Source organism: Nocardioides gilvus (genome assembly GCF_003194605.1).
Taxonomy (GTDB): Bacteria; Actinomycetota; Actinomycetes; order Propionibacteriales; family Nocardioidaceae; genus Nocardioides; species Nocardioides gilvus.
Genome location: NZ_QHKY01000007.1, coordinates 37,823 through 56,328, shown reverse-complemented (window position 1 = coordinate 56,328; position 18,506 = coordinate 37,823). Strand labels below are relative to the sequence as shown.

Sequence of the window (18,506 nt, the reverse complement as noted above, 5' to 3'; positions counted from 1 at the left end):
ACACCCCGTGCAGAAGATCCTCGAAGCCATCCAGTCCGACAGCGCGACGTCCGATGACTTCGCCAACCTCGAACTGCCCGACCACTACCGTGCCGCCTTCGTGAAGAAGGAGGACGCGAACATGTTCGAGGGCATGGCGAGCCGCGACAAGGACCCGCGCAAGTCCTTGCACATCGACGACGTCGCGATGCCGGAGCTCGGCCCCGGAGAAGCCCTCGTCGCCGTGATGGCCTCGGCCATCAACTACAACACCGTGTGGACCTCGATCTTCGAGCCCGTCTCCACCTTCGGCTTCCTCGAGCGCCTGGGACGGAGCTCCGACCTCGGCAAGCGCCACGACCTGCCGTACCACGTGGTCGGTTCCGACCTCTCCGGCGTGGTCCTCCAGACCGGACCCGGCGTCCAGCGCTGGAAGGCCGGCGACCGCGTGGTCGCGCACTGCCTCTCGGTCGACCTCGAGGGCCCCGACGGCCACAACGACACGATGCTCGACACCGAGCAGCGCATCTGGGGCTTCGAGACCAACTTCGGTGGACTCGCTCATGTGGCCCTGGTCAAGGCCAACCAGCTCATGCCCAAGGCTGAGCACCTCACCTGGGAAGAGGCCGCGGCCCCCGGCCTGGTCAACGCCACCGCCTACCGCCAGCTCGTCTCCGCCAACGGCGGCAACATGAAGCAGGGCGACAACGTCCTGATCTGGGGCGCCTCCGGTGGCCTCGGCGGTTTCGCCACCCAGTACGCCCTCAACGGCGGTGCCAACCCGATCTGCGTGGTCTCCAACGAGGAAAAGGCCAACATCGCCCGCTCCATGGGCGCGGAGCTGATCATCAACCGCTCCGAGGAGAACTACAAGTTCTGGAACGAAGAGGGCACCAAGCAGGACCCCAAGGAGTGGAAGCGCCTCGGCTCCAAGATCCGCGAGCTCACCGGCGGCGAAGACATCGACATCGTCTTCGAGCACCCGGGCCGTGAGACCTTCGGCGCCTCGGTCTTCGTCACCCGCAAGGGCGGGGTGATCACCACCTGCGCCTCCACCTCGGGCTACATGCACGAGTACGACAACCGCTACCTGTGGATGAACCTCAAGCGCATCATCTCCAGCCACTTCGCCAACTACCGCGAGTCGTGGGAGGCCAACCGCCTCATCGCCCAGGGCAAGATCCACCCGACACTGTCGAAGACCTACTCCCTCGACGAGGTCGGCCAGGCTTCCCTCGACGTCCACAAGAACGCCCACCAGGGCAAGGTCGGCGTGCTCTGCCTCGCTCCCGAGGAGGGCCAGGGCGTGCGCAACCAGGAGATGCGCGCCGAACACCTCGAAGCGCTCAACCGCTTCCGCGGAGTCTGATCAAGCCTCCTGCGGCACCGTTCCACCTCGCACACCCCGCACCGCCCAACTTCGTGGTCCCAAGTTGGCGATGCGGGGTGTGTTTGTTTTTCCCATCAGTCACACTTGACGAAGAGCCGGAACGATCCCACCGATGAATCCTGAAAGGGTGTCCTCATACATGAGCCGCGACGAGGGCCTGTCCATCTTTGACGCTGAACCGGAGGCTTCCAACGACTCCGTGGAGACCCAGCGGGTGAAGGTCAAACCCTCTTCCGCCGAGTCCGAGAATGCCCCCACCCGAGCCATCCCCACAGTGACCCGAGCCACTCCTGCGGCCAACCCGGTCAAGGTCGCCACGACTCGCCCGGCGGCCGCCGCTGCCCAGCCCGCACGTCCCGTGACGCCGACCCCGGCCACCGGTGCGCCGGCCACGTCAGGTCCCGCTGTCCCGTCGCTTCCGCTCGTACGACGAGGCGGCTACGACAAGGACGCCGTCGACAGGTTCCTGCAGTCCAACAGCGCGGCCATCGCCGACCTGAACGCCCGTGTGCAGCAGGCCCTCGCCAGGACAACTGCGCTCGAGACCGAGCTCGAGCAGACGCGCGCGTCCCTCGACGAGTCCGAGAAGCCGACGTACGCGGGCCTGGGCGGTCGGGCAGCCTCCATGCTCCGGCTGGCCGAGGACGAGGCCGCTGACGTGCGGGCCGCCGCGGTGCGCGAGGCCGAGGAGATCCGGGAGCAGGCGCAGCGCGACGCCCGGGCCATCCGGGCCGAGGCATCCCGCGAGGCCGAGGACATGCGGGTCGTGCAGCTGAAGGAGCTCGAGGACTCCCGCGTACGAGTCCTGGCCGACGCCGAGCAGGAGCGAGCGCTGGCCGTCTCCGAGGCCGAGGACCTGCGCGCATCGGCCAAGCGGGAGGCGGAGCAGCTCCGTCTGGCCGCACAGCAGGAGACCCAGGACCTGCGCACCACCGCCACCCGGGAAGCCGAGCAGTCCCGCGCTGCGGCCGATCGCGAGGTCCAGGAGGCCCGTCGCACCCTGGCCGTGGAGAAGGAGCGTCTGGCTCGCGAGGCCTCGGAGCACCACAGCAACGCCACTGCGGAGACTGCACGTCTGGTCAAGGAGGCCGAGGAGCGCGCCACCGCCGCCGAGACCCGAGCCCGTGAAGCGATGACCCAGGCCGCCGCCAAGCGTCAGCAGGCCCAGACGGAGGCCGAGGCGCTCGTGGTGCGCGCCCGTCGCGAGGCCCAGCAGATCGTGACGTCGGCGAAGACCCAGGCTGAGGCCATCGCCGCCAGCGGTCACGCGGACGCCGAGCGCGAGCTCGCTGCCCTGCGTTCAGAGGTCGATCGCATGGGCAAGCGTCGTGACGCGATCACCGCGCAGTTGGGTGCCCTGCGCGACGTGGTCGCAGGGTTCAGCGAGGACGACGACCAGAGCTGAGGAACTGCTCCAGCACCTGGACGAAGACGTCCGGGCGCTCGGAGTGCACCCAGTGCCCGGCCTCCTTGACGGTGACCCGCCGCACCCTCGGAAAGAGCGCCTCCATCGCCGGCGCGTACTCGTCCTGCACGTAGGCCGAGTTCGCGCCGGCGATCCACCACGTGGGCCCGTCGTACGGCTCACTGTCCTGGGTCCACTCCTCGTGCCAGCCGCCGATGTCGTCGAGGGCAGCACGGAGCACGGGCAGATTCAGTTGCCAGCGCCACCCCTCATCGCTCCGTCGCAGGTTCTGGAGCAGAAAACTGCGCACCATGGGGATCGGCACTGCCTGCCGCAGCCGGGCGTCAGCGTCCGACCTCCGCTCGATCGCGTCCAGGTCGAGAGCGGTCATCGCGTCGATGTACCCCGCGAACTCGTCTTTGCTGTCGTAGGTCACCGGGGAGATGTCCACGATCGCGAGGCGCTCGACCAGGTCCGGATGACGCAAGGCCGTCAACATCGCCACCTTGCCGCCCATGGAGTGCCCCACCAACGCGACCGGGCCCAGTGGCCTGATCAGTTCGGCAAGGCGGTCGGCGTCGTCCACAAGATCCACGGACTCCGTCCACGGTGACTGGCCGTGGTTGGGCAGGTCGACCAGGAGGACCCGGTGATCGTCTGCCAATTCCTTCCCGATCTGGGTCCAGTTGCGTCCCTGACCGAAGAGTCCGTGGCAGAAGACGACCGGTGGACCGGAGTCCCCCAGGCTGACCGTGTGCAGGGGTTCAGTGGATGGGCCGCTCACAGGTCGAAACCGTCGAAGAGGTCTCCGAGACCACCGAAGGCGTCCCCCATGCCCTCACCGATACCGCCGATCGCGTCCCCGATGCCCTCGCCGATGCCACCCACGGCGTCGCCGAAACCGTCCAGGCCACCGCTGAAGAGCACTCCCATGAACATCCACTGCATGGGCCCGAAACCCCCGTAGTATCCGGCGGCGTACGGCTGGTACGCCCGCCCGCCCTGCCAGTAGGGAACCCGTTGCGACCCCACCATGACCTTGCGGATGTCGGGCTCGGCCCCGGCGCGGACCCGTTCGATGTCCAGCGCACAGGCCGGGACGTCGCGGGGCGCGCCGCCCGGCGGGGTCCATGACACGTCAGCGACGGAGAGCCCGTGCCGGGGATCGAAGAAGCAGGGTGGCCTGCGTGACGGGAGCGCATCGCCAACCACTCGCGCCCGTACGCACGCCATGGCGTAGCGACCGTCCTCGAGGATCTCGGTCACGTTCCTGACCTGCTCTGGGGCCGTCAGCTGGGCTGCGGCGACCTTGGCGGCCTCGTACGCGTCCAGGGCTCGTTGGTAGTCGGAGTGGGCGCCGGCATCGAGGCTGTGACCGGCCACGTCGATGTCCAGGTCCTGCAGCTCGACGCCGAGGGCAGTGATGTCCTCCTCGACCAGTCGGCGTACCGGAGCCAACTCCGCCTCTGCCCGCTCGAGGGCTCGGGCCTTGGACTTGTTCGAGGCCCGGACGACGGCCCACAGGGCCCCACCCACGATGAGCGCCACCACCAGGAGTTCAACCATGTCTCCAGCCTAGGTCAGGCACGAAGGGGCCGGCAGTGAGGAGTCGGGGGAACTGGCTGAAATGGCCGATCCCGCCCACGTCGAGCGCGTGGGCGGGATCGCAGAGACATCAGCGGTAGTCGTGGAAGCCGTGCTTGGTCTTGCGACCGAGGCGGCCCTGGGCGACGACCTCCTCCAGCATCGGGGCGGGAGCGAAGCCGTCGTGCTTGAACTCGGTGTGCAACTCCTTCTGGATGGCGAGCGACACGTCGTTGCCGACGACGTCGAGCAGTTCGAAGGGGCCCAGGGGCAGCTTGACCTGCTCCTTCACCTCGGCGTCGATCTGGCTCATCTCCGCGCGGCCCGACTCCAGCATCTTGACGGCGTCGTTGAGGTAGGGGAAAAGCAGGGCGTTGACGATGAAGCCGGCGCGGTCCCCACAGGAGACCGCCACCTTGCCCAGCGTCGAGCACAGTGCCCTGACGGTCTCGTCCACGGCCAGATCGGTCTGCTCGGTGGTGACGACCTCGACCAGCTTCATCACGGGAGCCGGGTTGAAGAAGTGCATCCCGATGACCCATTCGGGGCGTGACGTGGCACGGGCCAGCGTCGTGATCGGGAGCGAGGAGGTCGTCGTGGCCAGGATGGCACCCTGCTTGGTGATCCGGTCGAGGTCGGCGAAGAGCTCGTTCTTGATCTGCAGGTCTTCGGCGATCGCCTCGACCACGAGGTCCACGTCCGCGAGGTCCTCGCGGCTGGTCGCGCCCGTCAGCCGGTCGAGCACCTCGGTCTTGCCGTCCTCGGTGAGCTTGCCGCGAGAGATCGCCTTGTCGAGCGAGCGGGTGATCCCGGAGACCACGCCGTCCAACTTCTCCTGGCTGCGCCCGACGTAGACGACGTCGAATCCACCCTTGGCGAAGACCTCGACAATGCCGGCGGCCATCGTGCCGGTGCCGACCACCCCGACCTTGCGAATCTCGTGGCGCAACTCGGGGGCGGCTGCCTCGTCGCTCGCACCCGGGACCGAGAGTGTCGTGGCACCATCGCTGACCAGCTTCTCCAGCAGGGCGGCGGGCTTGTGCAGCTCGTCACCGGTGACCGCGTACTGGGCAGCGAGCAGGTCGCGGACCTCTGCCAGGCCGATCTGCTCCGTGGCGGTCAGCGGACCGACCGGGTATCCGCAACCAAAACGCATCGCGGCATCGATGTCCGCGTGGGAGGCGTACCCCTCGGCGTACATACGGATGGCATGGTTCAGGTAGGGCATGATCAGGTCGTTGGTGATCTCGGTGCCAGGAGCGCTCTCAGTCATGGGAGGCACTATGCCTTTCTTACCCAGTGGTAACAAGAGGCAATCGCAGAGTCCCCGCGAGATGCACACCACACGCCGGGCGCAGGCACGGTGCACCGCTGCGGCGCCCACCCGGTAGATTGCCTGCCCGTGAGACTTGTCGTTGCCACCTGCCAGGTCGACTACGCCGGCCGACTGACCGCCCACCTCCCCCTGGCCACCCGCGTCCTGATGATCAAGGCCGACGGATCCGTGCTGGTACACAGTGACGGCGGCTCGTACAAGCCGCTCAACTGGATGTCCCCACCGTGCACCGTGCGCGAGGGCCTCGACGAGGACGGACACCCCGAATGGGTCGTCACGTCCAAAGCGGGAGACACACTGCGGATCCTGCTGACGGAGATCCACCACGACTCCCGTCACGAGCTCGGGGTCGACCCCGGACTGCAGAAGGACGGAGTCGAGAAGCATCTACAGGAGTTGCTGGCGGAGCATCCGCAGACGATCAACGACGGTCTGACCCTGGTACGACGTGAGTTCCCCACCGCCATCGGTCCGGTCGACCTGATGTGTCGTGACTCCACCGGGCTCTCAGTCGCCGTCGAGATCAAGCGCCGGGGAGAGATCGACGGTGTCGAGCAGCTGACTCGCTACCTGGAGCTGCTCAACCGCGATCCGCTGTTGACCGCCAAGGGGCCGGTGCGCGGCGTCTTCGCGGCGCAACTGATCAAGCCCCAGGCTCGCGTGCTGGCCGAAGACCGGGGAATCACCTGCGCTGTCATCGACTACGACGCCCTGCGCGGAATGGACGACTCGGAGCACCGCCTCTTCTGACCGTGGCCCCGGGCGGGCGCCGACGAAGGTCAGGCGGCCTTCTTCTTCTTCTTCTTCGAGGCAGCCGGCACTTCGCCGACCTTCATCAACTTGCGCTTGTGAACGGTGTAACCCGCGGGCAGGGTGCCCTCCTTCAGCATGCGCAGGGGGCAGCGTCCGCAGCGAGACTTCGACTCACAGCACTTCTTCTTGGGGAGTTTGGCGACGGCCGACTTCCCCTGCTTTCCCTTGCCCATGGGACGACCCTAGCACGGAGTAAGGCATGCCTTACCTTCAAACCGGACTCCGGAACAGCCCCACAGGGCCTCGTCCACCTGCGTGGACGGGGCCCTGTGGACAGCCAGTTCGTGCTCAGGCCAGGCCGTTGGCCCGACGAATGACGTCGACGATGCCGTCCATGATCTCGGTGAGCCCGAAGTCCTTCGGCGTGTAGACCGCAGCCACACCCTGCGCCTCCAGGGCCCGACCGTCCGACTCCGGGATGATGCCGCCCACGATGACGGGCAGGTCCTCCAACCCGGCCTCACGGAGACCGTCGAGCACGGCAGGGACCAGTTCCATGTGCGACCCGGAGAGGATCGAGAGCCCGACGCAGTGCACGTCCTCGGCCACCGCAGCGGAAACGATCTGCTCCGGGGTGAGGCGAATCCCCTGGTAGATGACCTCGAAACCGGCGTCCCGGGCCCGTACGGCGACCTGCTCGGCCCCGTTGCTGTGCCCGTCGAGGCCCGGCTTGCCCACCAGAAGGCGCAGACGCCCGCCCAGCTCATCACCGGTGGCGGTGACCCGCTGGCGTACGGAGGTCAGGTCCGCACCAGCCTCGGCCACGCCCACCGCACCGGAGACGCCGGTGGGCGCACGGAACTCACCGAACACCTCGCGCAGGGTCCCGGCCCACTCCCCCGTGGTCGCACCGGCACGGGCGGCAGCCAAGGTGGCGTCCATCAGGTTGACGTCGGTCTTGGCATCGGCAGCCAGGCGACTCAAGGCCTCCTGCACGGCTGATTCGTCACGCGCGTCCTTCCAGGCCGCGACGCTGTCCAGGGCGGCCTGCTCGGCCGCCGGGTCGCCCTTCTGGATTGCTCCGTCGAGGTCGGCGGTGAGGGGCGAGGGCTCAGTCGTCTCGAACTTGTTGACGCCGACGATGATCTCGTCACCGTTCTCGATCCGCGAGCGGCGCGCAGCGTGGGCAGAGACCAGCTCGGACTTCATGTAACCCGACTCGACGGCTGCGATCGCACCACCCATGGCCTGGACCTTGTCCATCTCGGCCCGGGCACCGGCGACGAGGTCGGCCACCTTGGCCTCGATGACGTGGCTGCCGTCGAAGATGTCCTCGTACTCGAGGAGGTCGGACTCGAAGGCAAGCACCTGCTGCAGGCGCAGGGACCACTGCTGGTCCCAAGGACGCGGAAGGCCGAGGGCCTCGTTCCAGGCCGGCAGCTGGACCGCGCGGGCCCGCGCGTTCTTGCTCAGCGTGACTCCGAGCATCTCGAGCACGATGCGCTGGACGTTGTTCTCCGGCTGCGCCTCGGTCAGACCCAGGGAGTTGACCTGGACCCCGTAACGGAAGCGGCGCATCTTGGGGTCCTGGACGCCGTAGCGCTCAACGGTGATCTCTTCCCACAACTGCACGAAAGCGCGCATCTTGCAGGTCTCCTCGATGAAACGGACGCCGGCGTTCACGAAGAAGGAGATGCGACCGACGACCTTCTCGAAGTCGGCGTCGGAGACCTGACCGGTCTCCTTGACGCGGTCGAGCACCGCGATGGCCGTGCAGAGCGCGTAGGCGAGCTCCTGGGTGGGGGTGGCTCCGGCCTCCTGCAGGTGGTAACTGCAGATGTTGATCGGGTTCCACTTGGGGATCAGGTTGACCGTGTACGCGATCATGTCGGCGGTGAGGCGCAGCGAGTGCTCCGGACCGAAGACGTACGTGCCGCGGGACAGGTACTCCTTGATGATGTCGTTCTGGGTGGTGCCGGCGAGCTGAGCCGCGACCTCGGTGGGGTCCAGGTCCGGGTTCTGCTCCTCCGCGGCGACCTGGTAGAGCGCCAGCATCCACATCGCCGGGGCGTTGATGGTCATCGAGGTGTTCATCGCAGTGAGCGGGATGTCCTCGAACAAGCGGCGCATCTCGCCCAGGTGGGGCACCGGGACGCCGACCTTTCCGACCTCTCCGCGGCTGAGCGGCGAATCAGGGTCGTATCCGGTCTGGGTGGGCAGGTCGAACGCGACGGACAGACCTGTCTGGCCCTTGGCCAGGTTGGTCCGGTACAGCGCGTTGGACGCGGCAGCCGTCGAGTGGCCGGCGTAGGTGCGCATGACCCACGGGCGGTCCTTGGCGTGCTGGGGCTCAGTCATGCCCGAATGTTAAACCCCACGGACACACGCCGGAACGAGTCTCGCAGTGGGAAATACCACTCAGCGGTCAGCCGACCGCGGCGGCCTCACGCGATTGCGCGTTCGCGTTCGACCTCGACGGCGCGGATCAGCCGAGAGATGTGCAGCATGCGCCGCACCGACGGACCGCATCCGCGCAGGGTCAGGTGGGCGCCGCGGCGGGTCGCATGACGTGTCGCCATGGCGAGGACCCGCAGAGCGGTCACGTCGACCACCTCGACGCCCGAGAGGTCCACGACCACCGAATCACTGCCGGCAAAACTGCTGTAGATGGCGTCTCGCACGACGCCGGTGCTGCGTACGTCGAAATCCCCTACGAGGTACAACGTGGCCCCACTGGTGACAATCTGCATGTCTCCACCCCTTCCGACGCCCGAATCGCCGGCCCCAGGAAGGTCTGTGACATCCCCGGTCGGATCCATCACCTCACCCCGTTGTGCGGCGATCTGGATCTCGTGATCCATTGGTAACCCACAGGACCCTGATGCTCCAAGCACCTCTGCGTCGTGGCGGACGCGAACGTCCGATTATCGACCCCCCGGACCGGTGACCCCCCGGTAGGTGCCGCAAGTGACGTGAAGACACACGTGAGGCTGGAGTGCTGTCGTGGCCAGTCACAAGGGCCGACCAGCCGCGCCGCTACCCTCGATGCATGGTCAACCTCACCCGCATCTACACCCGCACCGGCGATGCCGGCACGACCCGCCTCGGCGACATGAGCGAGACGTCCAAGACCGACCTCCGACTGGCCGCCTACGCCGATGTGGACGAGGCGAACGCCTCCATCGGCGTCGCGCTGGCCACCGGCGGCCTCGAGGCGAACGTCGTCCGGGTCCTCACCCGGATCCAGAACGACCTCTTCGACGTCGGTGCGGACTTCTGCACCCCGGTCGTCGAGAGCCCGGAGTACCCGCCGCTGCGGATCACCCAGGACTACGTCGACCGTCTGGAGGGCTGGTGCGACGAGTTCAACGAGGAGTTGCCCAACCTGCGCTCGTTCATCCTCAATGGCGGCACACCGTCAGCGGCCAGCCTCCACGTGGCCCGCACGGTCACTCGGCGCGCTGAACGCTCCGGCTGGGCAGCCTGGGCCGAGCACGAGGCGACGATGAACCTGCTGGCCATCAAGTACCTCAACCGGCTCTCTGACCTGTTGTTCATCCTCGCGCGCCACGCGAACCGCGAGAACGGTGACGTCCTGTGGGTGCCCGGGGGCGAGAGGGACTGACTGTCCCGAAGGTCGCGGCTCCGGCGACCTGCAAGCGGGCGCGCGGTCAGCGCAGTGGCTTGCTGTCCCAGTTGGTGCCGGGCGGTCCGGACTCGATCCACGCCTGGAAGCCCATGAGCGACGAGCGACTCATGGCCAGCTCCACGGGCCCGGCAGGAGTGCGACAGGCGACCACGACGTGGTCGGCGTACAACGCACCGGCCTCAGTGGGTGCTGGGTCCCGCACCCCTTCGTAGGCGACCTCGGAACGGGAGAAGACGCGCTTGGGACGGGGCGACAACGAGAAGATGCGAAACCACTCCAAGGTCTCTCCGGTGTAACGGCCCAGACCTAGCACCCACCCGCGCCCGGGTTGGGTGTCACGCACGCGGTGGCTGAGTTCGAACGTCGCGCCTGGCTTGGAGATGGCACGGCGACGCACGACCAAGGCAATGCCCAGACACACCACGAGGAGCAGCAGGACGCCGAGCGCGTCCAGCACTCCGAGCCAACCGTCGTGCATGCAACCTCCTCGACACCTGTGAACCGTGACCGGTCCGTGCGGACACCCGCCCGACAAATGCAGCAGGGTGAGCACACGTCAACCGTGTGCTCACCCTACGTGTGCCTGTGTGCCGACCGTCAGGAAGCCCGCTCGACAGCGCGCACGCGTGCCTCGGCACGACGTACGGCTTCGTTGGCTTCGTCGTCGTTCTCGCCTGCGGCCCGGAGACGCTCAAGGTCCTTGCGGGCCTTCTCCAGGTCGATCTCGTGCGACATCTCAGCCCGCTCGGAGAGGATCGAGACTCGGTCGTTGGAGACCGACAGGAAGCCAGCGTCAACCGCTGCGACCCACGTCTCGCCCTGCGGCGTCTGGATGTCGACGACACCCTCGATGATCACCGACAGCACCGGAGCGTGACCGGGCAGGACGCCCATGTCACCCTCGGTGGTGCGCGCGATGACCATCTTCGCCTCGCCCGACCACACGAGGCGGTCGGCCGAGACGAGTTCCACCTGCAGCAGTGAGCCAGCCATCAGGTGTTCTTCTGGATCTCGGCCCACTTGGCCTCGACGTCGTCGAGTCCACCGCACATGAAGAAGGCCTGCTCGGCGACGTGGTCGTACTCGCCCTCAGCGATCTTGTTGAACGCCTCGATGGTGTCCTCGATGGAGACCGTCGAGCCCTCGATGCCGGTGAACTGCTTGGCGACGTAGGTGTTCTGCGACAGGAAGCGCTGGATCCGACGTGCACGGTGTACGACGATCTTGTCCTCTTCGGACAGTTCGTCGACACCGAGGATGGCGATGATGTCCTGCAGCTCCTTGTTCTTCTGCAGGATCTGCTTCACGCGGATGGCGCAGTCGTAGTGCGCCTGGCCGATGTACTGCGGGTCCAGGATGCGCGACGTCGAGGTGAGCGGGTCCACGGCCGGGTAGATGCCCAGCGAGGCGATGTCACGCGAGAGCTCCGTGGTGGCGTCCAGGTGGGCGAACGTCGTGGCGGGAGCCGGGTCGGTGTAGTCGTCGGCGGGGACGTAGATCGCCTGCATCGACGTGATCGAGTGACCACGCGTCGAGGTGATCCGCTCCTGCAGCTGACCCATCTCGTCGGCCAGGTTGGGCTGGTAACCCACGGCGGACGGCATGCGGCCGAGCAGCGTGGAGACCTCTGAACCTGCCTGGGTGAAGCGGAAGATGTTGTCGATGAAGAGCAGCACGTCCTGCTTCTGCACGTCGCGGAAGTACTCCGCCATCGTCAGGGCCGACAGGGCGACGCGAAGACGCGTGCCCGGCGGCTCGTCCATCTGACCGAAGACCAGGGCGACCTTGTCGAAGACGCCGGCCTCCTGCATCTCCTCGATCAGGTCGTTGCCCTCACGGGTGCGCTCACCGACACCGGCGAACACGGACACGCCGGCGTGGTTCTTGGCCACACGGGCGATCATCTCCTGGATCAGCACGGTCTTGCCGACACCGGCACCACCGAACAGACCGATCTTTCCACCCGTGACGTACGGGGTCAGGAGGTCGATGACCTTGATCCCGGTCTCGAACATCTGAGTCTTGGACTCGAGCTGGTCGAAGGCCGGAGCCTTGCGGTGGATGCCCCACCGCTCCTTGACGTCGAGCGTCTCACCCTCTTCGAGGTTGAGGCACTCACCGGTCGTGTTGAACACGCGACCGAGGGTCACGTCACCGACGGGAACCGAGATCGGCTCGCCGGTGTCCCGCACGGTCGTACCGCGGACCAGTCCGTCGGTCGAGCGCATCGAGATGGCACGGACCATGCCGTGACCGATGTGCTGGGCGACCTCGAGGGTGATGGTCTCGGTGACGCCGTCGAGGGTCAGGTCGACCTTCAGGGCGTTGTAGATCGACGGCATTGCGTCGGTCGGGAACTCGATGTCCACGACCGCGCCGATCACGCGCGAAATGCGGCCGACGCCACCAGCAGCGCTAGCGGCCTGGGTCTCTTCGACAGTGGCAGTCATATTTCTCACTCATTCCCGGCGTTCGAGTCGGCAAGCGCATTGACGCCTCCGACGATCTCGCTGATTTCCTGGGTAATGCCAGCCTGGCGGGCCTGGTTGGCAATTCGCTTGTACTTCTTGATGAGTTCGTCGGCGTTGTCCGTCGCGGACTTCATTGCCTTCTGGCGGGCAGCGAGCTCGGAGGCTGCGGCCTGCAGGAGAGCGAAGAAGATCCGGCTCTGGACGTACTTCGGGAGCAACGCGTCAAGGACCTCGCTTGCGGAGGGCTCGAACTCGTAGAGCGGGAGCAACTCGCCCTGCTCAGGCGCCTCGGTGCCCTCCACGACCTCCAGAGGGAGCAGACGGATGGCCGTCGGCTCCTGGACCATCATCGACTTGAAGCGCGTGTAGACCACGTGCACCTCGTCGACACCGGTCTCGTCATCAGCCAGGAAGGCGTCGATGAGGGTGCCGCCGATCTCAGCTGCCACGTCGTACGTGGGCTGGTCGGAGAAGCCGATCCAGGACTGGACCACGGCACGCTCACGGAACTTGAAGTAGGCCTGGCCCTTGCGGCCGGTCGTGTAGAGGTCTACTTCCTTGCCCTCTCCCTTCAACTTCTCAATCAGGCGCTCGGCCTCCTTGAGAACGTTCGAGGAGTAGGCCCCTGCCAGACCGCGGTCACTGGTGACGACCAGGACCAGGGCCCGGCGGGAGTCCGCCGGCTCGGTGGTGAGGGGGTGGTCCACGTTCGAGAACGTGGCCACCGCCGACACCGCACGCGTCAGTTCGCGGGCGTACGGCGCTGCCGCCTTGGCCCGTCCCTGCGCCTTGATGATGCGAGACGCAGCGATGAGCTCCATGGCGCGCGTGATCTTCTTCATCGACTCGGTCGACTTGATCCGCGCGCGGTACTCACGCAGCGATACGGCCATCGTCAGCCCCGCTTCTGCTTGACGATCTGCTCCTGCTCGACGTCCTCGTCATCCAGGGCGACGTGCTCTTCCTTGCCGACCTTGATCGAGTGACCGTCAGAGGTCTCGAACTGGTCGAGGAACGCGTCGTACGCCTTGGTCAACTCGACCTCGGTGGAGTCTTCGAACTTGGCGGTCTCGCGGATCGCGGACAGGATCCCGGAGTGCGAGCGGCGCAGGAAGTCGAGGAACTCGCCCTCGAAGCGCAGCACGTCCTCGGCCGGCACCTTGTCCAGGCGACCGGAGGTACCGGTCCACAGCGACGCCGTCATCTCCTCGACCGGGTACGGCGAGTACTGCGGCTGCTTGAGCAGCGCCATCAGGCGCTGACCGCGGTCCAGCTGCTGACGCGACGCGGCGTCGAGGTCGGAGGCGAACATGGCGAACGCCTCCATGGCACGGAACTGCGCCAGGTCGACCTTGAGCGAACCGGTGACGGCCTTCATGGCCTTCGTCATCGCGGCACCACCGACTCGCGAGACCGAGACACCCACGTCGATGGCGGGGCGCTGGTTGGCCGCGAACAGGTCGGACTGGAGGAAGATCTGTCCGTCGGTGATCGAGATGACGTTGGTCGGGATGAACGCCGAGACGTCGTTGGCCTTGGTCTCGATGATCGGCAGGCCGGTCATCGAGCCCTTGCCCATGTCGTCGGAGAGCTTCGCGCAACGCTCCAGCAGACGGGAGTGCAGGTAGAAGACGTCACCCGGGTAGGCCTCACGGCCCGGCGGACGACGCAGCAGCAGCGACACGGAGCGGTAAGCCTCGGCCTGCTTGGTCAGGTCGTCGAAGACGATCAGGACGTGCTTGCCGTCGTACATCCAGTGCTGGCCGATGGCCGAGCCGGTGTACGGGGCGAGGTACTTGAAGCCGGCCGAGTCGGACGCCGGGGAGGCCACGATGGTGGTGTACTCCAGCGCGCCGGCCTCGGCGAGGGCGCCACGCACGGAGGCGATGGTCGAACCCTTCTGGCCGATGGCGACGTAGATGCAGCGGACCTGCTTGTCCGGGTCCCCGGACTCCCAGTTCTGCTTCTGGTTGATGATCGTGTCGATCGCGATGGTGGTCTTGCCCGTGGCGCGGTCACCGATGATCAGCTGGCGCTGTCCACGACCGATCGGGGTCAGGGCGTCGATCGCCTTGATACCGGTCGAGAGGGGCTCGTGCACCGACTTGCGCTGCATCACGTCAGGCGCCTGGAGCTCCAGCGCGCGGCGACCGGTCGTCGCGACCTCACCGAGGCCGTCGATCGGGGTGCCGAGCGGGTCCACCACGCGACCCAGGTAGCCGTCGCCGACGGGGACCGAGAGGATCTCGCCGGTACGACGAACGTCCTGGCCCTCTTCGATCTTGTCGAAGTCACCAAGGACAACGACGCCGATCTCGCGAGTGTCGAGGTTCAGGGCGATGCCCAGCGTGCCGTCCTCGAACTCGAGCAGCTCGTTGGCCATGACGGACGGGAGTCCGGTGACCCGGGCGATGCCGTCCGCAGCCTCGGAAACCGTGCCGACCTCTTCGCGGCTCGCAGTTTCGGGCTTGTAGTCCGCCACGAAGCGCTGCAGCGCGTCCCGGATCTCGTCCGGACGGATCGAAAGCTCCGTCATTTGCTCATCCTTACTTTCGTGTGCTCGAAGTTCTGGTGGAGTTGACCCTGCTGAGCCGAGGCTCAGACGGCCAGCTTGCGGCGGGCGTCGTCCAGGCGGTTGACGACGGTGCCGTCGATGACGTCGTCACCGATCTCGACACGGACGCCACCGATGACGTTCGGGTCAACTACGACGTTGAGTTGGATCTCGCGGTCGTACTGGCGCTGCAGGGCCGCCGCGAGGCGGGCCTGGTCGGTCGCGTTCAGTTCCTGGGCCACCGTGACGGTGGCGACCTTCTGACCGTGTGCCTGGGCAGCGAGCTGCTGGTAGGCGGAGATCGCGTCAGACATGGTCCGGTGACTACCGGCCAGGGCCTGGTCGGCCAGGGTGATGGTGGAGGTCAGGACCTTGCCCTCGAGCAGGCCCCTGATCAGGGCCCGCTTGTCCTGCACCGAGCGAGCGGGGTCGGACAGTGCCGAGCGCAGGTCGGGGTTGGTATCGAGGAGCTGGTCCAGGTCGTGGAGCTCGGAGGCCAACTGCTCCGACTCCGACCCGGCGGACTCGACCGTCGCGACCACGCTGAGCTCTTCGAGCGCCAGCGCCAGGTCCCGAGGTTGGGTCCACCGCTGGGCCACGGCCTCAGCCAGCAACTCGCCGGCGGTCGGAGACAGCTTGCCGGCGAAGAGTCCGTTGACGAGGCCGACCTTCGCCGTCGCGTCGACCGACACGTCGGTCGCGACACGGCGAAGCGTCGGCTGCCCACGGAGCACTTCGGCCACCGAGAACAGGTCGGTGCCGACCTGTGCGGCGTCGGCGCCACCGCTCAGGGCTCCCTTGAGGGAGCCGGTCAGAGCGGCGTACGCGTCGGCCGAAGCACCACGGAAAGACATCAGTTGGCGCCTTCCAGCTCGGCGAGGAAACGCTCGACGACGCGGCTCGAACGAGCCTCGTCATCCAGGCTCTCGCCGACGATGCGTCCTGCCAGGCCGGTGGCCAGGCTGCCGACCTCGGCACGCAACGAGATGACCGCCTGCTGGCGCTCCGCCTCGATCTGTGCCTTGCCGGCGTCGACGATGCGGGTTGCCTCGGCCTGAGCCTGCTCACGCAACTCCGCAATGATCGTGGCTCCCTGCTCGCGCGCCTCCTCACGGATGCGCGCAGCTTCGTGCCGCGCCTCGGAGAGCTGCTGGTCGAGCGCAGCCAGCTTGGCGTCGGCCTCGGCCTGCTTCGTCTCGGCGGCCGCCAGTCCACCTTCGATGGCGGCGGTGCGCTCGGCGTACGCCTGCTCGAAGGCAGGCACGACGAACTTCTTCATCAGCACGACGAGTGTGACGAAGAAGATCACTGCGAGGACGAACTCGACGGGGTGGGGGAAGAGGAAGTTGGGCTCCCCACCCGCTGCCCGGATGACCTCAGTCTGCATGTGCAGGTCCTTCTGTTGGATTCAGACGACAGGTATCAGCCGAAGTCTTCGTCAGATGACGAAGGCGAGGGCGATACCGATGATGGCGAGCGCCTCAGCCAGGGCGAAGCCCAGGATGGCGATCGGCTGGAGACGACCCTGCGACTCGGGCTGGCGAGCCACCCCGTTGATGTATGCGGCGAAGATCAGACCCACGGCGAGGCCGGGGCCGATCGTCGCGATGCCGTACCCGAGCATGTTGAGAGAGCCTTCCACGGCTTCTTCCTTTCGTAGTCCCCAGATTTTGGGAGTGTGTGGTGTTCGGTGATTCAGGAGAGTCCGACGGTGTCGGGCTCAGGGATGGAGATCAGTGCTCGTCCGCGAGCGCGCCGCCGATGTACATGGCGGTGAGGAGGACGAAGACGTAGGCCTGGAGGAACATGACCAGCATCTCGAGGACGCAGATGAGCATGAACATCACGAAGGACATCAGGCCGGCGCCGATGTAGGCCCCACCCATCGTCAGGAGGTGTTCACCACCCAGAGCGAAGAGCATCAGCAGGATGTGGCCGGCGAACATGTTGGCCAGGAGTCGCAGTGCCAGGGTGACCGGGCGCACCACGATGTTGGAGAAGAACTCCAACGGGATGAGCAGCAGCAGGACGGGGCCCTTGATGCCGCTCGGAAGAGTCTGGTGCTTGAGGTATCCGAAGAAGCCGTGCTTCTGCACGCCCACCGAGTTGTAGACCAGCCAGGCGATGAGTGCCAGGGCGTAGGCCACACCGGCCCGCGATGCGGTCGGGAACTGGATGCCCGGGAACAGGCCGAAGTAGTTGTTCACCAGGATGAAGAAGAACAACGACACCAGGAACGGCACGAAGCGCATGAAGTGCTCGCTGCCGACGTTGTCCCGGACGATGCTGTTGCGCACCATGCCGTAGCCGGCCTCGCCGATGTACTGCAGCTTGCCGGGCACCAGCGCTCGCTTGCGCGAGGCGTAGTAGAAGAAGACGAAGACCAGGATGGCCGAGAGGGCCAGCTGCAGCATCGGCTTCGTGACCCCGGCGAAGAAGGCGTACCCCATGAAATCGAACGTGGGAGCGGTGTCCTTGGTGTGCCCCAACGGGGGGAGGTTGAAGTCGGCCGGGCCCGGCGGGATGAATCCCTCTGCCCGAATCGCGCTCATCGCGATCACACTCACAATGTCTCCTGTGTCTGCCGCACTACTGATTCAAGAACTTGTCGTTGTCCGTGGGATCCGGTGGCGTGAACGCCTTCCAGGTCAGGTAGATGCCCAGAGCGGCTCCCACGACGATGCCGATGGCCACCATGAAGTCGGTGCCCCACCACTGGTCGAGACCCCACCCGGCGAATCCGTAGACCGCTACACCGGAGACAACGTAGGCAAAAGCCCGCCAAGGATCCTGGCTCGGTGTCTCCACATGCGGTTCCGCGGCGTGACCGTTGGATGGGTTCTCTTGAGTCATCGCGGTGGCGACGATAGCAGTCGAAGATGTCCATCACGCACCCGGCTCCTGCGTCTGGGACGCTCCGGAGACCGGAAGGTCATACATCGGGACGCGTGCCCGTGCACTCAACCAGATCTGGCTCGCGCTCCAGGTCAGGCTCGCCACGACGACACCCACGACGAGCCACGTGCCGTCGATCGTCGTGCCCAGCGCGCCTGACCTCTGCAGGGCCAGGAAGAAGGCCCCGGTCATGACGATCTGCAGGGCGTAGGTCATCAACGCGATGAGGAGCGAGAGGCTCGGCATCGCCGCTGCCACGGAGTGCACGACGAAGGTGCCGAACGACATCACGACGGCCAACGAGAAGGATCCGGCTGCCGCTCCCCCGACCGCTCCCTCACCGCCCGCAGCCCACGCCACGAGGGTGACCAGAGCGGCCATCGCGAAGGCCCCAACGGTCGTCAGGCCGAGGACTCGCAGGCCCGGGTCACCGGGGCGGCGGTTCATCTCGGTCGTCATGACGGCGGCCGTTCTGTGGGGAACAAGAGTC

At 66.6% G+C, this 18,506-nt stretch carries 21 protein-coding genes; 4 read left to right on the top strand and 17 right to left on the bottom strand.

Translation table 11 applies throughout. The features are described from left to right. Window positions 1–7: 7 nt before the first annotated feature. Both ccrA and DNK52_RS15530 read left to right on the top strand, forming a co-directional pair. Window positions 8–1,348 (top strand): crotonyl-CoA carboxylase/reductase, encoded by a 1,341-nt coding sequence (gene ccrA / locus DNK52_RS15535; protein WP_110241955.1) that lies wholly within the window; start codon window positions 8–10, stop codon window positions 1,346–1,348. A 160-nt stretch (window positions 1,349–1,508) separates the two neighbouring features. Then, the gene (locus tag DNK52_RS15530; protein WP_110241954.1) at window positions 1,509–2,774 is read left to right on the top strand and encodes a coiled-coil domain-containing protein; all 1,266 of its coding nucleotides are present in this window, start codon (window positions 1,509–1,511) and stop codon (window positions 2,772–2,774) included. On the opposite strand, the gene DNK52_RS15525 is transcribed toward DNK52_RS15530, so the two are convergent. From DNK52_RS15525 to DNK52_RS15515, 3 genes are all read right to left on the bottom strand, one after another. After that, the gene (locus DNK52_RS15525) at window positions 2,749–3,558 is read right to left on the bottom strand and encodes an alpha/beta fold hydrolase (protein WP_110241953.1); all 810 of its coding nucleotides are present in this window, start codon (window positions 3,556–3,558) and stop codon (window positions 2,749–2,751) included. The genes DNK52_RS15530 and DNK52_RS15525 overlap by 26 nt on opposite strands. Then, window positions 3,555–4,340 (bottom strand): hypothetical protein, encoded by a 786-nt coding sequence (locus DNK52_RS15520; RefSeq protein ID WP_110241952.1) that lies wholly within the window; start codon window positions 4,338–4,340, stop codon window positions 3,555–3,557. Before DNK52_RS15520 ends, DNK52_RS15525 begins: the two co-directional genes overlap by 4 nt. 109 nt (window positions 4,341–4,449) lie before the next feature. After that, window positions 4,450–5,631, bottom strand: a complete 1,182-nt coding sequence (locus tag DNK52_RS15515; RefSeq protein ID WP_110241951.1) for a 3-hydroxyacyl-CoA dehydrogenase family protein — start codon at window positions 5,629–5,631, stop codon at window positions 4,450–4,452. A 129-nt stretch (window positions 5,632–5,760) separates the two neighbouring features. Between DNK52_RS15515 and nucS the strand changes: the two genes are divergently transcribed. After that, window positions 5,761–6,444, top strand: coding sequence for an endonuclease NucS (gene nucS, locus DNK52_RS15510; RefSeq protein ID WP_110241950.1), 684 nt, complete (start codon window positions 5,761–5,763; stop codon window positions 6,442–6,444). A gap of 29 nt (window positions 6,445–6,473) precedes the next feature. Here the strand turns inward: nucS and DNK52_RS15505 are convergent, their stop codons facing one another. The 3 genes from DNK52_RS15505 to DNK52_RS15495 form a co-directional block, all read right to left on the bottom strand. Further along, complete coding sequence (locus DNK52_RS15505; RefSeq protein WP_110241949.1) at window positions 6,474–6,680, bottom strand: hypothetical protein; 207 nt, start codon at window positions 6,678–6,680, stop codon at window positions 6,474–6,476. Window positions 6,681–6,795: 115 nt separating this feature from the next. Further along, window positions 6,796–8,805 (bottom strand): protein meaA, encoded by a 2,010-nt coding sequence (locus DNK52_RS15500; protein ID WP_110241948.1) that lies wholly within the window; start codon window positions 8,803–8,805, stop codon window positions 6,796–6,798. Between the two features lie 86 nt (window positions 8,806–8,891). After that, window positions 8,892–9,197: an STAS domain-containing protein gene (locus DNK52_RS15495; protein ID WP_110242027.1), complete on the bottom strand. Its 306-nt coding sequence runs from the start codon at window positions 9,195–9,197 to the stop codon at window positions 8,892–8,894. Between the two features lie 299 nt (window positions 9,198–9,496). On the opposite strand from DNK52_RS15495, the gene DNK52_RS15490 reads away from it, so the two are divergent. After that, window positions 9,497–10,072: a cob(I)yrinic acid a,c-diamide adenosyltransferase gene (locus DNK52_RS15490; protein ID WP_110241947.1), complete on the top strand. Its 576-nt coding sequence runs from the start codon at window positions 9,497–9,499 to the stop codon at window positions 10,070–10,072. Between the two features lie 46 nt (window positions 10,073–10,118). Here DNK52_RS15490 and DNK52_RS15485 read toward each other — a convergent pair whose 3' ends face one another. From DNK52_RS15485 to DNK52_RS15435, 11 genes are all read right to left on the bottom strand, one after another. Beyond that, the gene (locus tag DNK52_RS15485; RefSeq protein WP_110241946.1) at window positions 10,119–10,574 is read right to left on the bottom strand and encodes a DUF2550 domain-containing protein; all 456 of its coding nucleotides are present in this window, start codon (window positions 10,572–10,574) and stop codon (window positions 10,119–10,121) included. A 119-nt stretch (window positions 10,575–10,693) separates the two neighbouring features. Next, window positions 10,694–11,089 (bottom strand): F0F1 ATP synthase subunit epsilon, encoded by a 396-nt coding sequence (locus DNK52_RS15480; protein WP_110241945.1) that lies wholly within the window; start codon window positions 11,087–11,089, stop codon window positions 10,694–10,696. Beyond that, window positions 11,089–12,546: a F0F1 ATP synthase subunit beta gene (gene atpD, locus DNK52_RS15475; RefSeq protein ID WP_110241944.1), complete on the bottom strand. Its 1,458-nt coding sequence runs from the start codon at window positions 12,544–12,546 to the stop codon at window positions 11,089–11,091. The genes DNK52_RS15480 and atpD overlap by 1 nt, the downstream gene beginning before the upstream one ends. Window positions 12,547–12,551: 5 nt before the next feature. Continuing rightward, window positions 12,552–13,460, bottom strand: coding sequence for a F0F1 ATP synthase subunit gamma (locus DNK52_RS15470; RefSeq protein ID WP_110241943.1), 909 nt, complete (start codon window positions 13,458–13,460; stop codon window positions 12,552–12,554). Between the two features lie 2 nt (window positions 13,461–13,462). Further along, window positions 13,463–15,103, bottom strand: a complete 1,641-nt coding sequence (gene atpA / locus DNK52_RS15465) for a F0F1 ATP synthase subunit alpha (protein ID WP_110241942.1) — start codon at window positions 15,101–15,103, stop codon at window positions 13,463–13,465. 62 nt (window positions 15,104–15,165) lie between these two features. After that, window positions 15,166–15,975, bottom strand: a complete 810-nt coding sequence (locus tag DNK52_RS15460) for a F0F1 ATP synthase subunit delta (RefSeq protein WP_110241941.1) — start codon at window positions 15,973–15,975, stop codon at window positions 15,166–15,168. After that, the gene (locus DNK52_RS15455; RefSeq protein WP_110241940.1) at window positions 15,975–16,508 is read right to left on the bottom strand and encodes a F0F1 ATP synthase subunit B; all 534 of its coding nucleotides are present in this window, start codon (window positions 16,506–16,508) and stop codon (window positions 15,975–15,977) included. Before DNK52_RS15455 ends, DNK52_RS15460 begins: the two co-directional genes overlap by 1 nt. A gap of 51 nt (window positions 16,509–16,559) precedes the next feature. After that, window positions 16,560–16,763 carry an ATP synthase subunit c family protein gene (locus DNK52_RS15450; protein WP_275426162.1) on the bottom strand — a complete coding sequence of 68 codons (204 nt, stop codon included), beginning with the start codon at window positions 16,761–16,763 and terminating at the stop codon, window positions 16,560–16,562. 91 nt (window positions 16,764–16,854) lie between these two features. Next, the gene (gene atpB, locus DNK52_RS15445; RefSeq protein ID WP_110242025.1) at window positions 16,855–17,673 is read right to left on the bottom strand and encodes a F0F1 ATP synthase subunit A; all 819 of its coding nucleotides are present in this window, start codon (window positions 17,671–17,673) and stop codon (window positions 16,855–16,857) included. A gap of 37 nt (window positions 17,674–17,710) precedes the next feature. Further along, window positions 17,711–17,929, bottom strand: a complete 219-nt coding sequence (locus tag DNK52_RS15440; protein ID WP_110241939.1) for an AtpZ/AtpI family protein — start codon at window positions 17,927–17,929, stop codon at window positions 17,711–17,713. Between the two features lie 78 nt (window positions 17,930–18,007). Continuing rightward, on the bottom strand, window positions 18,008–18,475 hold the full coding sequence (locus DNK52_RS15435) for a hypothetical protein (RefSeq protein WP_162598807.1): 468 nt from the start codon (window positions 18,473–18,475) through the stop codon (window positions 18,008–18,010). Between the last annotated feature and the right edge of the window lie 31 nt (window positions 18,476–18,506).